Genomic DNA, 13,002 nt, shown 5'->3' on the forward strand with positions numbered 1-13,002 from the left:
GTTAAGTGTAGAAATAAATAAAAAGATAAATCAAGCATCAATACACTCAAAAAGGAGGATAAAAATGGATTACGATGTAATAGTTTTAGGCGGAGGGCCTGGTGGCTATACTGCTGCTATTAGACTCAGCGAATTAGGGAAAAAAGTCGCTGTTGTAGAAGAAGATTCGTTAGGGGGTACTTGTTTAAACAGAGGTTGCATACCGACGAAAGTCTATTCTCATGCGGCAGAGCTTATAAATGCCATAAAAGATGCTAAAGACTTTGGAATAATGGCACAGTATACATTGGATATTGCAAAACTTCGTCAGAAAAAAGAAAGAGTAGTAAAAAGACTTGTCGGTGGAGTAGGTTATTTAATGAACTTACACCATATAGATGTTATAAAAGGGAGAGGTAGGTTTGTTGATGAAAACACTATAGAAGTTGATAAAAGATACACAGCAGAAAATTTTATAATTGCAACAGGTTCAAAGGTGTTTTTACCTCCTATTGAAGGGATTAACTCAGAAGGTGTTATTACAAGTGATAAAGCGTTAGAACTTGAAAGAATTCCTGAAAAAATTGTCATCATAGGGGCGGGAATTATAGGATTGGAATTTGCAAATATTTATTCTGCTTTAGGAAGTAAAGTTGTCATCATTGAAATGCTTCCTCAACTTTTGCCTATGTTAGATAGAGACATAGCAGATACGATGGAAAAAATTTTGAGGCATAAAAAAATTGAACTACATTTAAACAGTAAAGTAGAAAAGATAGAAGAAGGTTTAAAGGTAGTTTATACCACAGAAGGGAATACTCGGGTAGTGGAATGTGATACTGTTTTAGTCGCTGTAGGAAGAGTTGCCAATGTAAATGGAATTGAAGCTTTAAACCTTGATATGGATAAAAAGGGCATAAAAGTGGACTCTCACATGAGGACAAGCATAAAAAATATATATGCAATTGGAGATGTTACAGGAGGTATACAACTGGCTCACGTGGCTTCTTATCAAGGTATTGTAGCTGTTCACAATATAGCAGGAGAAGAAAAGGAAGCGGATTTAAATGCAGTGCCTAATTGCCTTTATACAAGTCCTGAAATAGCGTGGGTAGGTTTGAATGAAGTTCAAGCAAGAGAAAAATTTGGAGATGTAAAAATAGGCACTTTTCCTTATACGGCTTTAGGACGAGCTATGACTATGGGGCAAAACGATGGATTTGTTAAAATAATCGCAGAAGCAAAATACAATAGGGTAGTGGGGATGGAAATAATAGGGGCTGGTGCTACAGAGATAATTCATGAGGGTGTACTTGCCATAAAAGAAGAGTTCACATTAGAAGAATTAGCAGATGCAATTCATGCTCATCCTACGCTTTCAGAAAGCGTAAAAGAGGCAGCAGAAGACGCATTAGGAATGCCTATAAATAAAGGATAAGTTAAAGGAGTGATTATGTTGAGAAAGGGAGAAGTTTTAAAACTGGGAATTGTACCTTATATGGAAGGAAAAGAGATACAGCTTAAAGCCTTTGAAAGAGTTAAAAAGGGCGAGACGGACGGGATTCTTATATTGCTTCAACATCCACCAGTATATACTATAGGAGTTTCAGGTGGTTTTGACGAAAACATCCTTGTGCCTTTAGAGGAACTTATGAAAAAAGCGGAGCTTTATAAAGTAGAAAGGGGAGGTAAAATAACTTTTCACGGACCAGGACAAATAGTTGCCTATCCTATATTTAATTTGGCAAAGTGGCAAAAAGATGTTCATCTTTTTGTTTATAAATTAGAAGAGACGATTATAAAACTCCTGGAGGAGTATGGTATAAAAGCGGGAAGGAAGCCTAAATACACCGGAGTATGGGTAGGAGATGAAAAGATATGCGCCATAGGTATCGCTGTTAGGCGCTGGATTACTTGGCATGGAATAGCCTTTAATGTAAATACTGAACTTTCATATTTTGGCTTAATAAATGCCTGCGGCATTACTGAGTTTGGAGTTACTTCTATGCAAAAACTTGGAATAAATGAAGACATAGAAAAAGTAAAAGAAAAAATGGTTGATAAATTTAGTGAAGTATTTGGTATACACTTTAATGAGATAACTTTAGATAGATTGGCGGTGATTGATAATGCAAAAGCCTGAATGGCTCAAAGTAAGGCTATTAAACGAAGATTTAAACAGGATGGAAGCTTTTTTAAAAAGTATGTCTTTAAACACAGTTTGTCAAAGTGCCAATTGTCCCAACATGGGGGAATGCTTTGCGAGAAAGACAGCTACTTTTATGATTATGGGAAATATATGTACACGAAACTGTAGGTTTTGTGCGGTAGAAAAAGGCCATCCTCAGCCTCTTGATGAGGATGAACCGAGAAGAGTAGCTGAGGCTGCTCAAAAATTAGGATTAAAGCATGTGGTGGTTACTTGTGTTACAAGAGATGATTTGCCGGATGGTGGGGCATCACATTTTGCAAAGACAATCTATGAACTTAAAAAATTGCCAGGAGTTACAGTCGAGGTACTTGTATCTGATTTCATGGGCAAAGAGGAGTCTATTGCTAAAGTAGTAGAAGCCAAGCCAGATATAATAAATCACAATATAGAAACAGTGCCTAGACTTTATTCAAAAGTGAGGCCAAAAGCTGATTATTCAAGGTCTTTAAACCTTTTAAAAAAGTCAAAAGAACTAGACCCTTATATTCTTACTAAGTCAGGAATTATGGTGGGGCTTGGGGAAACAGAAGAAGAGGTTATACAAGTTATGAAAGACTTAAGAAGTGTTGATTGTGACATGATGACTATAGGACAGTATTTGAGACCTTCAGCAAAACATATAGAAGTAGCAGAATATGTTACTCCACAGCAATTTGAGAGATATGAAGAGATAGGATATGAATTAGGTTTTAAATACGTAGCTTCTGGTCCCTTAGTCAGAAGTTCTTATCATGCTGATGAGGGGTTGAAGGTGACAAAGGCTTAGTTTTTAAGCCTTTGTTTTTGCTTGAGGAGAATTTTAAAATGATTTAAGGGGGAGTGTCATGAAAGATTTTATATCTTTTATGGAGAGGGCTTGGTGGAGATACGTTAATGAGGGGGTAATTACTGAAGGTGTTAAAGAAGAGGTCAGAGAGTCATGGGAGCTTTGTAAGTTCTACGGTGTAGACCCTTTTGGAGGCGTTGGAGAAATATTAGATGAAGATAACATGAAAATAAGGTTGAGGCAAAATGAGGATTTAATATCTGTTGCACATCCTATTATGGAAAATGTATATAAACAAGTAACTGGCTCGGGTTTTTTGTTTGTTCTGGTGGACAGGGACGGTTATCTTATTGACAGAATTGGCGATGATAGTATAATGGGAGAGACGAGAAAATTAAACTTTGTTGAAGGGGCTTTATGGACAGAAGAGGCAGTGGGGACTAATGCGATTGCTTTGGCTTTAAGACTTAATAAACCTATACAACTGGTGGGAGCCGAACATTATTGCATTACCCATCACATAGCCACATGTTCTGCAGCACCTATTCATGATGAAAACGGCAATATTATAGGATGCCTTGATATGACTGGATTAAAAGAAGACGCACATCCACATAATTTAGGTATTGTACTTGCTGGAGCTTGTTCTATTGAAAAGCAACTTGCGCTTATCAAATCTCATAAACTTATAGACGCTACTTTTGATTCTATTCACGAAGGCATGCTTATAATGGACCATAATTTTGTTGTTCAGAGGGTTAATGAAATAGCATTAAAGATATTAAATATTTCAAAGAAGGAAATTATAGGCATGCATATACAGTCCATACTTGAAGATGTGGATATAATTGAAGATATACTAAGTCAGACAGAACCCTATTACGATGTTGAATGTGTTTTTTATGGTCGAAACCAAAAAATACCATGTCGTATAAATGCTGTTCCTATAGTAGCTAACAGAAAAATTATAGGTACTGTTATAACTTTTAGAGAAGAGAAATATGTTCGTAATGTTGTTAATAAATTAGCAGGATTTAAAGCGAGTTATACATTTGAAGATATAATCACAAATGATGAAAATATGAAAAAAATCATAGAAACTGCTAAAAAAGCTGCGAGGAGTGATTGCAATATCCTTATAGAGGGTGAAAGTGGAACAGGTAAAGAACTTTTTGCGCAAGCAATACATAACTATAGTAAACGTTCAAAAGGGCCATTTATTGCAGTAAACTGTGCTTCTATACCACGAGAATTAGTAGAAAGTGAGCTTTTTGGGTACGAAAGAGGAGCGTTTACTGGGGCAAATAAAGAAGGTAAACCTGGTAAATTTGAACTTGCTGACAATGGAACGATATTTTTAGATGAAATTGGAGAGTTGCCCTATGAGGTGCAATCTAAACTTTTAAGAGTGCTGGATAACCATAAAATTGTAAGGGTAGGCGGTACTGAGGAAAAGAAATTGAATGTAAGGGTTATTGCGGCAACTAATAGGAATTTAAGTGAAGAAGTGAATAAAAAGAATTTTAGAAATGATTTATATTATAGGATAAATGTCATAAAAATAAACATCCCTCCTTTAAGAGAGAGAAAAGGAGACGTTGAACTTCTTGCTAAAGTGTTTGTAGAACGACTTAATAGATATAATGCTTTAAGCGTTTCAGATTATAAGGTTTTAAGCGAATCGTTTATAGAACGATTGATGAATTACAACTGGCCAGGAAATGTTCGAGAGTTACAAAATGTTATCGACAGGGCGTATTACCTTACGGAAGGCAAAGTAATTATCGAAGAGTATTTCCCTGAAAATATAAGTGAAAATAGTAATGCACAACAGGAAAATAATACTACAGTCTTTCCAATTGAAGTTATTGAAGAAAAAACATAAGAGAAGCACTAAAAATAGCCAAGGGTAATATATTGAAGGCAGCTGAAATGTTAAATTTGAGTAGAGCTACTATTTATAGAAAGATAAAAAAATACAATATAAGTGTAAAGGAATTGCTGTCTCAAATTGAGACTAAATAAAAGGAATCTCAAAATGAGACAAATGATTTTGTATAAATATGAGATTGATAATTTATTAACCCTTAATTTAAGGGGTTTTTATTTTGGCATGAAATTTGAATATTAATTTTAATAGCATTGTTTTTGATAAAAAATTTTAAGAAATGGAGGCGGTACTTATTAAAAGGTTTATAGTCGAGTTTGGATATGGAGTAGATTTACACGGTCAAGATGTCAATAAAGCTGCTCAAAAGGCAGTAAAAGATGCGATATCTCATAGTTGTCTATGTGGACTTACGGAAATATTGGGTGTTGACTTAAATGAGATAGTTGTAGAGGCTACAGTGGCAGTATCAAGGCCAGAAGAAATTGAAGAAGAAGGAATAAAGACTGTACTTCCCATTGGGGAAAAATATGTAAAAGCAATAAAAGGGGGGATGAGGGTAGCAGGAATAAAAGAGCCGGAATTTGGAGACAAAGATGACACCATTGAAGTTGCAGTGGCTTGCATAACGGTAAATATAAAATGAGGAGGAGATGAATAGTTATGGAAATTTCAAGAGATGTTCTTCTTGATATGTACACCAGAATGGTTAAAATCAGGAAGTTTGAAGAAAAAGTCGCGGAACTATTTGCTCAGGGGAAGGTTTTAGGTTTTGTACATTTATACATTGGTGAAGAGGCTACAGCTGTCGGTGTATGCGAAAATTTAGAGGATAAAGACTATATTACCAGTACTCACAGAGGTCATGGTCATTTAATAGCAAAAGGTGGCGATCTAAAATATATGATGGCCGAATTATATGGCAAAGAAACGGGATACTGTAAAGGGAAAGGCGGATCTATGCATATAGCGGATGCCACTAAAGGAATTTTAGGAGCTAATGGTATTGTAGGTGGAGGTTTTCCTATTGCAGCGGGTGCAGCTCTTTCCGCTAAAATGAGAGGAACTGATCAGGTGGCAGTATGTTTCTTTGGTGATGGCGCCTCCAACCAGAGTACTTTTCACGAGGCGTTGAATATAGCCTCTATATGGAAGTTACCAGTAGTGTTTGTCTGTGAAAACAACCTTTATGGTATATCTATGAGGCAGGATAAGCACCAAGCTATCAAAGATGTAGCTGACAGAGCTATTGGTTATGGTATTCCTGGGGTTACGGTGGATGGAAACGATGTATTGGCAGTGTATGAAGTAGCAAAAGAAGCTATAAACAGGGCTAGAAGTGGCGCCGGTCCGACTTTAGTTGAATGTAAAACGTATAGATATAGAGGGCATTTTGAAGGGGATCCTACTATTTATAGGTCTAAAGAAGAAGTGGAAGAATGGTTGGCAAAAGATCCAATACTTCGATTAAGTAAACATATACTCGACAATGATGTGGCAACTGAGAAAGAATTAAAAGATATAGAGGCAAGGATAGTTGAAGAGGTAGAAGAAGCGGTAAGGTTTGCTGAAGAAAGCCCATATCCAAAAGAAGAGGCAGCGGTAGAGGATGTTTATACAGATATAGTAGAGGAGGTAAGGGTAAGATGAGGAATATGACGTATGCAGAGGCTTTAAGAGAAGCTATTTTAAATGAGATGAGAAGAGACCCGGCAGTGTTTTTATTAGGAGAAGATATTGGGAGATTTGGAGGGACTTTTGGCGTAACTCGCGGCTTGATAGATGAATTTGGAGAGGACAGAGTAAGAGATACTCCTATTTCAGAAACAGCAATTACAGGTGTTTCGATAGGAGCTGCAGCTACTGGCATGCGACCTGTTGCTGAGCTTATGTTTATGGATTTTGTAACAGTGGCAATGGACCAGCTTGTCAATCAGGCTGCAAAAATGAGGTATATGTTTGGCGGGAAAATCACAATACCTATGGTTTTAAGAATGCCAGCAGGTGCAGGAATACAAGCAGCAGCTCAGCATTCACAAAGCCTTGAAGCGTGGTTTACTCATGTGCCGGGATTAAAGGTGGTTTATCCTTCTACTCCTAAAGATGCTTTAGGTCTAATGATATCTGCAATACGTGATGACAACCCGGTGGTTTTTGTGGAACATAAAGTTTTGTACAGTATGAAAGGGGATGTTCCTGATACTAATGAACCCATACCTCTTGGAGTAGCAGATATCAAAAGAGAAGGCAGCGACGTTACCGTAGTTGCAACAGGTCTCATGGTCCATAAAGCGTTAAAAGCAGCAGAAATATTGTCAAAAGAGGGTATAGAAGTGGAAGTAATAGACCCGAGGACTTTGTTCCCTCTTGACAAAGAAAAAATTTTTAATTCCCTAAAAAAGACTCACAAGATAGTAATAGTTACAGAAGAAGTTAAGAGGGGTAGCTGGGGCGGTGAGTTAGCAGCATTGATAGCTGAAGAAATGTTTGATTATCTAGATGCACAGATAGTACGCATTGGAGCTTTAAATACACCAATTCCATTTACGACGGTTCTTGAGAATGTTGTAATCCCTAATGAAGAAGATATAATAAAGGCGGTAAGGGCAATAGCATAGGACGTAAAGCATTTTGTTTGATAAATATAAGGAGGCAGACATGAAAACCATAGGGATAATTGCAAATCCGTCATCGGGGAAAGATATAAGGCGATTGGTTGCACATGCGACGGTAATTGATAATTATGAAAAGGTAAACATAGTAGAAAGAATTATATTGGCTGCTCAAAAATTTGGTACTGAGAAAATATATATAATGCCTGACACTTATGAAATTGGATATAAAGCCAAAAATAACTTAATTTATTTAAAACAATTGGGAATAGATGTGGAGATACTTGATATGACTATAACTGGTAGTTTTGCAGATACAATGGTAGCTACGAAAATAATGGAACAATTTGGTGTGGGATGCATTGTTTCATTAGGGGGGGATGGAACCAACAGAGTTATTGCAAAAGTGATTAACGAGACACCACTTTTGCCAATTTCGACAGGTACCAATAATGTATATCCTATGATGTTGGAAGGAACTATAGCTGGCATTGTAGCTTCTGTAGTATCTTCTGGTAAATTTGACAAAGAGATATTGTGTAAAAGAGATAAAAGATTAGAAATATACAAAAACGGTAAGTTAATAGACATTGCTTTGATAGATGCTGTAATCTCTAAAGAGAACTTTACAGGTACTAGGGCAATTTGGGATATATCGACAATAACTGATATTTTTGTTACAAGGGCTCACCCTAATAACATCGGCTTTTCTTCTGTAGCTGGTTATAAAACAACATTGTCAGAAGATGAGGATGGAGGTATATATGTAAAAATAGGGGAAAGCCCGGAGTCGGTCATGGCGCCTATAGCTCCGGGCGTCGTTGAAAAAGTAGGGATAATTGATTGTAAAAGATTGAACATGGATACAGATTATTCTTATGAGGTGATGGAAAAAGGTACTATTGCGTTGGATGGAGAAAGAGAAGTGATAATAAAAGAAGGTGATATATTAATTTTTAGAATATCGCGGAATGGACCTTATCGAGTTAATGTAACAAAAACGCTTGAAATTGCACAGCAAATAGGATTTTTTGTAAAGAGGTGATTTTATGCCGGTAAATGTAGTGATGCCTAAATTGGGACTTACAATGAAAGAAGGCAGAGTAGATAGATGGCTTAAAAAAGTTGGTGATATTGTAAAAAAAGGAGAAGAGATTGTCGAGGTTTCTACAGATAAGATTACCAATGTTGTAGAATCTCCAGCGGATGGAATTTTGGCGAAGATCTTAGTAAATGAAGGAGAAATTGTACCAGTAGCTACTCCTATTGGAATAATTACAGCTGAAGGGGAAAAGTTAGAAGAAGTAGAAAAAAGTGAGGAAAAGTTTATAAAAGCTACTCCAGTAGCAAAAAGGTTGGCGAAGGAGAATAACATAGACCTTTCTTTAATAACTGGAACAGGACCAGGTGGAAGGATTACTGAAGAAGACGTAAAAAAGTTTATTTCTGAGCAAAAAGTAAAAACAGAAGAAGAGGGACCAAAAAAGAAGTAGCAATAATAGAAGGTCAAGCATTGGAAAAAGTTGAAAGAATGCCAATGGACAATATTCGCAAAACCATAAGTCAAAGGATGAAAAAAAGCTGGTCAGAAATTCCTCATGTTACAGAAGATATTAAAGTGGATGTCACAGAACTGGTTAACTTAAGAGAAAATTTAAATCATATTAGCGATAATAAATTTACTTATACCGATTTAATTGCAAAAGCATGTGTAATAGCTATAAAGAAAAATCCTGTAGTTAACTGGTCTATAGAAGGAGAATATATAATTAAAAATAGCAGTATAAATCTCGGAATTGCAGTGGCTTTAGATAATGGTTTAATAGTTCCTGTAGTGAAAGAGGCGGACAAAAAGAGTCTATTAGAATTGTCAAAAAATATAAAAGAATTAAGCGAAAGAGCGAGAAATAATAAGCTTACTCCAGACGAAATAATCGGAAGTACATTTACTATCACTAACCTTGGAATGTATGAAATAGATAGTTTCACGCCTATTATAAATCCGCCCGAAAGTGCTATATTGGGTGTCAACAAAATATATAAAGAACCAGTTGTTCTAGACGACAATATTGTTATAAGGCATATTATGAAACTTAGCCTTTCTTTTGACCATCGATTAATAGATGGGGCTACCGCTGCTAAATTTTTGCTTGACTTAAAGAAAACATTAGAGAATCCACTATCTTTACTTATTTAAATTAAAATTTTAAATAAAGCAAGCTGATGTTGAAAATAAAGTTATATTTTCACATTGGCTTGTTTTATTTGATGCTGAAATAAATAACAAATACGTTGAGTTGATTCGACTTTTTGAAATTTTTTGATATTACATGAATTTATGATATAATAAAATCAATACATAAGGAGAGGGGATGTTAGTTATGCCTGAGTTTGGAACTCCTTTTTCTGGACTCACTGAAAAAAGGAAGGTCACCCATGAAGAGTTGGTACGGGCTATACGCTTTATGGTGGCGGCAGAGTATGAGGCAATTCAACTTTATACTCAGTTGGCAGAAGCTACTGATAATGAATTAGCAAAAGCAGTTTTAATGGACATAGCAGATGAGGAAAAAGTGCATGCGGGAGAGTTTTTGAGGCTTTTGAAAGAACTAGCTCCTGATGAGGAAAAATTTTACGAAGAAGGGGCAAAAGAAGTAGAAGAAATGATTGAAAAGATTAAATAAAAGAAGGAGTTTGCGTTTATAGATGATTGAAAAATCAGGAACAATTTATGTGGCAAGCTAAAATAAGTGCCTCAATCGAGGTACTTATTTTTTTGATTTTTTGTAACAGTCTAATACATTAAAACGTATATTGTAGATAGATAAGATAATTTAAGTTAATAAAAGCTGTAACTGTAAAGGGGGAAATAATATGGCTTTTTCTAAAAAGATGATAGGGCAGCAAGAGATAGTGCCAGGCCCTGTACAGCCAGGGCAACTTCCTGAACCTACAGAAATAGCTTGCATTGAAGTGACTAAGATATATGATGCTTGTTCTCAGAGAATATGTTTAGATAATATACCACCCATTACTTTTCATCCTTCTAACCCACAATTAACTCCTACTTTTGGCGAAATAACAAATATTACTGTATCGCTTATTACACCTCCTGGCTTTGTTATAACTCCAATTGCAGATAGGCCAGGATTTGCAAGAGTAGAAGCAACTTTTCAAGTGACTTTTGACATTGTGATTAACTATCCGGATGGAACCACACAAACATTACCAGGTAAAACTACTACTTTCAACAAAGATATTGTACTTTACGTGCCAGACCCAAATGTAGCAATAATGAAATACGAAGCGTTGGCAGAAGGGTTATATGGAAAGGTTACTACAGGAAAAAAGGAAATTTCAGAGGGGGAAAGTTCAGAGGGGATTCCTAAAGCTACCGTAGAGGTAATAATAGGGGTATGGATTGTGATAAAATCCGCAGTAGATGTGCAATTATTAGTTCCTTCTTACGGTTTTTGCCCTACTCCAGCAGCTTGTGAAGAATTTGCAGCAGATGTGTGTGAAATTTTCAATCAAAAGCCTTTCCCATCTTTTGATCCGCCTCAAATGCAACAAAATCCTTATTAAAAGCCAGCAAATTAGCTGGCTTTTTACGTGCGCCCGGCATGGGCGATAACTAGGCGGTGAAAGTCCGCTGTGGGCTTGGTAGTGGGAACCACTAGCCAAGAGCAAGGGTGTCCATCGTGAGGTGGAATCTGAAGGAAGCTTAAGGCAAAATCTCGGTCTGATGAACAAGAACCAGATAAGAGGCTGAATTGGGATGGATGAGTTTGCGTAACAAAACGAAGTCCAACACTACCCGAATCCCATACAGTAAATCTGGCAGATATATGAGATGAAAGTTATCGTTCTTACCCGGGGAGGTCTCAAGGATAAGTCATGGAAGTAAAATCTGAAGTGACAACCCATACAGTGATGTATGGTTGAACCTTGAGAAGTCAGCAGAGGTCATAGTACTTATCTAGACATGAATAGATAAGGAAGGACCGAACGTTAGGAGGTTTTGGAAATCTTATGGACTCGAAAGATATGCAGAGACTGCAGACAACTCAACAAAGAGGCTATCCGTTGAATAGAGAAATGGAATTTCAAAAGACAACGGAAGTGCATAGTATATCATCGGCGTCGGAAGATGGAAGAAACGAGGTACAAAGATATACCGGCAAGATGCTTGAAATGATAGTAGAACGAGGGAACATGGAAGCAGCATACAAGCGCGTTGTTGCAAATAAAGGAAGCCATGGAGTCGATGGGATGGAAGTAGATGAACTTCTACCGTATCTCAAGAAAACTGGCCAACCATAAAACAACAACTGCTGGAGGGGAAATACAAACCACAACCAGTGCGAAGAGTAGAAATTCCCAAACCAGATGGAGGAGTAAGACTACTAGGAATACCTACAGCACTAGATAGACTAATACAACAAGCAATAGCCCAAATACTGAATAAAGTCTACAACCATACATTTTCAGATAGCAGTTATGGATTCAGACCAGGACGCAGTGCAAAAGACGCAATAAAAGCCGCAGAAGCATACATAAAATGAAGGATACACATGGGTTGTAGATATGGACTTAGAAAAGTTCTTTGACAGAGTAAACCACGACATAATAATGTCCAAACTAGAAAAGCGGATAGGGGACAAAAGAGTACTAAAGTTAATACGAAGATACCTAGAATCAGGAGTAATGATAAACGGAATCAAAATATACAACAGAAGAAGGGACACCCCAAGGAGGGCCATTAAGTCCCCTATTAGCAAACATAATGTTGGACGAACTAGACAAAGAACTTGAAAGGAGAGGGCACAAATTCTGCCGATATGCAGATGACTGCAACATATATGTAAAAAGCAGGTCTGCAGGAAACAGAGTAATGAAGAGCATAAAGAAATTCATAGAAAGCAAATTAAAACTAAAAGTCAACGAAGCAAAAAGTGCTGTAGATAGACCATGGAGAAGAAAATTTCTTGGATTTTCATTCTATACAAAAGAAAACGAAGTAAGAATAAGAATCCATGAAAAATCCATCAAAAGGTTTAAGGAAAAAGTAAGAGAAATAACCAATCGGAACAAGGGAATAAGCATGGAAAACAGAATAAAAAGACTAAATCAAATAACAACAGGATGGGCCAACTATTTTGGATTAGCAGACGCGAAAAGCATAATGAAAACCCTTGACGAATGGATAAGGCGAAGACTAAGGGCATGTATATGGAAACAATGGAAGAAGATAAAAACGAAGCATGATAACTTAGTAAAACTAGGAGTAGAAGAACAAAAAGCCTGGGAATACGCCAATACAAGGAAAGGCTACTGGAGAATATCCAATAGCCCAATCCTAAATAAGACTCTTACAAATAAATACTTTGAAAGCATAGGTTATAAGAGTTTATCCCAAAGATATCTAATTGTACACAATTCCTAATGAACCGCCGTATACCGAACGGTACGTACGGTGGTGTGAGAGGACGCTGAATAAAATAATTATTCAGCTCCTACTCGATTTTTAATTTGTTAAAAGATA

General features: G+C 36.6%; 13 protein-coding genes and 1 pseudogene. All 14 read left to right on the forward strand.

All coding sequences use genetic code 11. The annotated features are described in order from the left end of the window. Nucleotides 1-64 precede the first annotated feature (64 nt). The 14 genes and pseudogenes from lpdA (at nt 65) to ltrA (ending at nt 12,903) form a co-directional block, all read left to right on the forward strand. Nucleotides 65-1,417, forward strand: a complete 1,353-nt coding sequence (gene lpdA, locus THESIDRAFT1_RS07575) for a dihydrolipoyl dehydrogenase (RefSeq protein WP_039929255.1) — start codon at nt 65-67, stop codon at nt 1,415-1,417. An 18-nt stretch (nt 1,418-1,435) separates the two neighbouring features. Next, complete coding sequence (gene lipB / locus THESIDRAFT1_RS07580; RefSeq protein WP_039929257.1) at nt 1,436-2,122, forward strand: lipoyl(octanoyl) transferase LipB; 687 nt, start codon at nt 1,436-1,438, stop codon at nt 2,120-2,122. Further along, nucleotides 2,109-2,957: a lipoyl synthase gene (lipA, locus tag THESIDRAFT1_RS07585; protein ID WP_003870171.1), complete on the forward strand. Its 849-nt coding sequence runs from the start codon at nt 2,109-2,111 to the stop codon at nt 2,955-2,957. The genes lipB and lipA overlap by 14 nt, the downstream gene beginning before the upstream one ends. A 58-nt stretch (nt 2,958-3,015) precedes the next feature. Beyond that, on the forward strand, nt 3,016-4,842 hold the full coding sequence (locus tag THESIDRAFT1_RS07590; RefSeq protein WP_006569999.1) for a sigma-54-dependent Fis family transcriptional regulator: 1,827 nt from the start codon (nt 3,016-3,018) through the stop codon (nt 4,840-4,842). Nucleotides 4,843-4,874: 32 nt separating this feature from the next. Continuing rightward, complete coding sequence (locus THESIDRAFT1_RS15150; RefSeq protein ID WP_323053740.1) at nt 4,875-4,982, forward strand: helix-turn-helix domain-containing protein; 108 nt, start codon at nt 4,875-4,877, stop codon at nt 4,980-4,982. 143 nt (nt 4,983-5,125) lie between these two features. Beyond that, nucleotides 5,126-5,491 carry a Lin0512 family protein gene (locus THESIDRAFT1_RS07595; RefSeq protein ID WP_006570001.1) on the forward strand — a complete coding sequence of 122 codons (366 nt, stop codon included), beginning with the start codon at nt 5,126-5,128 and terminating at the stop codon, nt 5,489-5,491. Between the two features lie 17 nt (nt 5,492-5,508). Beyond that, complete coding sequence (pdhA, locus tag THESIDRAFT1_RS07600) at nt 5,509-6,495, forward strand: pyruvate dehydrogenase (acetyl-transferring) E1 component subunit alpha (RefSeq protein ID WP_003867262.1); 987 nt, start codon at nt 5,509-5,511, stop codon at nt 6,493-6,495. After that, nucleotides 6,492-7,463, forward strand: coding sequence for an alpha-ketoacid dehydrogenase subunit beta (locus tag THESIDRAFT1_RS07605; protein ID WP_006570002.1), 972 nt, complete (start codon nt 6,492-6,494; stop codon nt 7,461-7,463). The genes pdhA and THESIDRAFT1_RS07605 overlap by 4 nt, the downstream gene beginning before the upstream one ends. Nucleotides 7,464-7,503: 40 nt before the next feature. Beyond that, nucleotides 7,504-8,502 carry an ATP-NAD kinase family protein gene (locus THESIDRAFT1_RS07610; RefSeq protein WP_006570003.1) on the forward strand — a complete coding sequence of 333 codons (999 nt, stop codon included), beginning with the start codon at nt 7,504-7,506 and terminating at the stop codon, nt 8,500-8,502. Between the two features lie 4 nt (nt 8,503-8,506). Then, nucleotides 8,507-8,950: an E3 binding domain-containing protein gene (locus THESIDRAFT1_RS15155; protein WP_244262603.1), complete on the forward strand. Its 444-nt coding sequence runs from the start codon at nt 8,507-8,509 to the stop codon at nt 8,948-8,950. A gap of 20 nt (nt 8,951-8,970) precedes the next feature. Next, nucleotides 8,971-9,654: a dihydrolipoamide acetyltransferase family protein gene (locus THESIDRAFT1_RS15160; protein WP_244262604.1), complete on the forward strand. Its 684-nt coding sequence runs from the start codon at nt 8,971-8,973 to the stop codon at nt 9,652-9,654. A gap of 175 nt (nt 9,655-9,829) precedes the next feature. Next, nucleotides 9,830-10,141 carry a ferritin family protein gene (locus tag THESIDRAFT1_RS07620; RefSeq protein ID WP_003870164.1) on the forward strand — a complete coding sequence of 104 codons (312 nt, stop codon included), beginning with the start codon at nt 9,830-9,832 and terminating at the stop codon, nt 10,139-10,141. 190 nt (nt 10,142-10,331) lie between these two features. Then, nucleotides 10,332-11,042: a hypothetical protein gene (locus THESIDRAFT1_RS07625; protein WP_006570004.1), complete on the forward strand. Its 711-nt coding sequence runs from the start codon at nt 10,332-10,334 to the stop codon at nt 11,040-11,042. Nucleotides 11,043-11,489: 447 nt separating this feature from the next. Then, a pseudogene (gene ltrA / locus THESIDRAFT1_RS14600) lies at nt 11,490-12,903 on the forward strand (group II intron reverse transcriptase/maturase). Nucleotides 12,904-13,002 lie beyond the last annotated feature (99 nt).

This window comes from Thermoanaerobacter siderophilus SR4 (genome assembly GCF_000262445.1).
GTDB classification, from domain to species: Bacteria; Bacillota; Thermoanaerobacteria; order Thermoanaerobacterales; family Thermoanaerobacteraceae; genus Thermoanaerobacter; species Thermoanaerobacter ethanolicus.

What these genes read in the sequence shown, in the direction of transcription:
- lpdA (WP_039929255.1), top strand. Translation starts at nt 65, where the DNA reads ATGGATTACGATGTAATAGTTTTAGGCGGAGGGCCTGGTGGCTATACT.
- lipA (WP_003870171.1), top strand. Translation starts at nt 2,109, where the DNA reads ATGCAAAAGCCTGAATGGCTCAAAGTAAGGCTATTAAACGAAGATTTA.
- THESIDRAFT1_RS07590 (WP_006569999.1), top strand. Translation starts at nt 3,016, where the DNA reads ATGAAAGATTTTATATCTTTTATGGAGAGGGCTTGGTGGAGATACGTT.
- THESIDRAFT1_RS07595 (WP_006570001.1), top strand. Translation starts at nt 5,126, where the DNA reads ATGGAGGCGGTACTTATTAAAAGGTTTATAGTCGAGTTTGGATATGGA.
- pdhA (WP_003867262.1), top strand. Translation starts at nt 5,509, where the DNA reads ATGGAAATTTCAAGAGATGTTCTTCTTGATATGTACACCAGAATGGTT.
- THESIDRAFT1_RS07605 (WP_006570002.1), top strand. Translation starts at nt 6,492, where the DNA reads ATGAGGAATATGACGTATGCAGAGGCTTTAAGAGAAGCTATTTTAAAT.
- THESIDRAFT1_RS07610 (WP_006570003.1), top strand. Translation starts at nt 7,504, where the DNA reads ATGAAAACCATAGGGATAATTGCAAATCCGTCATCGGGGAAAGATATA.
- THESIDRAFT1_RS15155 (WP_244262603.1), top strand. Translation starts at nt 8,507, where the DNA reads ATGCCGGTAAATGTAGTGATGCCTAAATTGGGACTTACAATGAAAGAA.
- THESIDRAFT1_RS07620 (WP_003870164.1), top strand. Translation starts at nt 9,830, where the DNA reads ATGTTAGTTATGCCTGAGTTTGGAACTCCTTTTTCTGGACTCACTGAA.
- THESIDRAFT1_RS07625 (WP_006570004.1), top strand. Translation starts at nt 10,332, where the DNA reads ATGGCTTTTTCTAAAAAGATGATAGGGCAGCAAGAGATAGTGCCAGGC.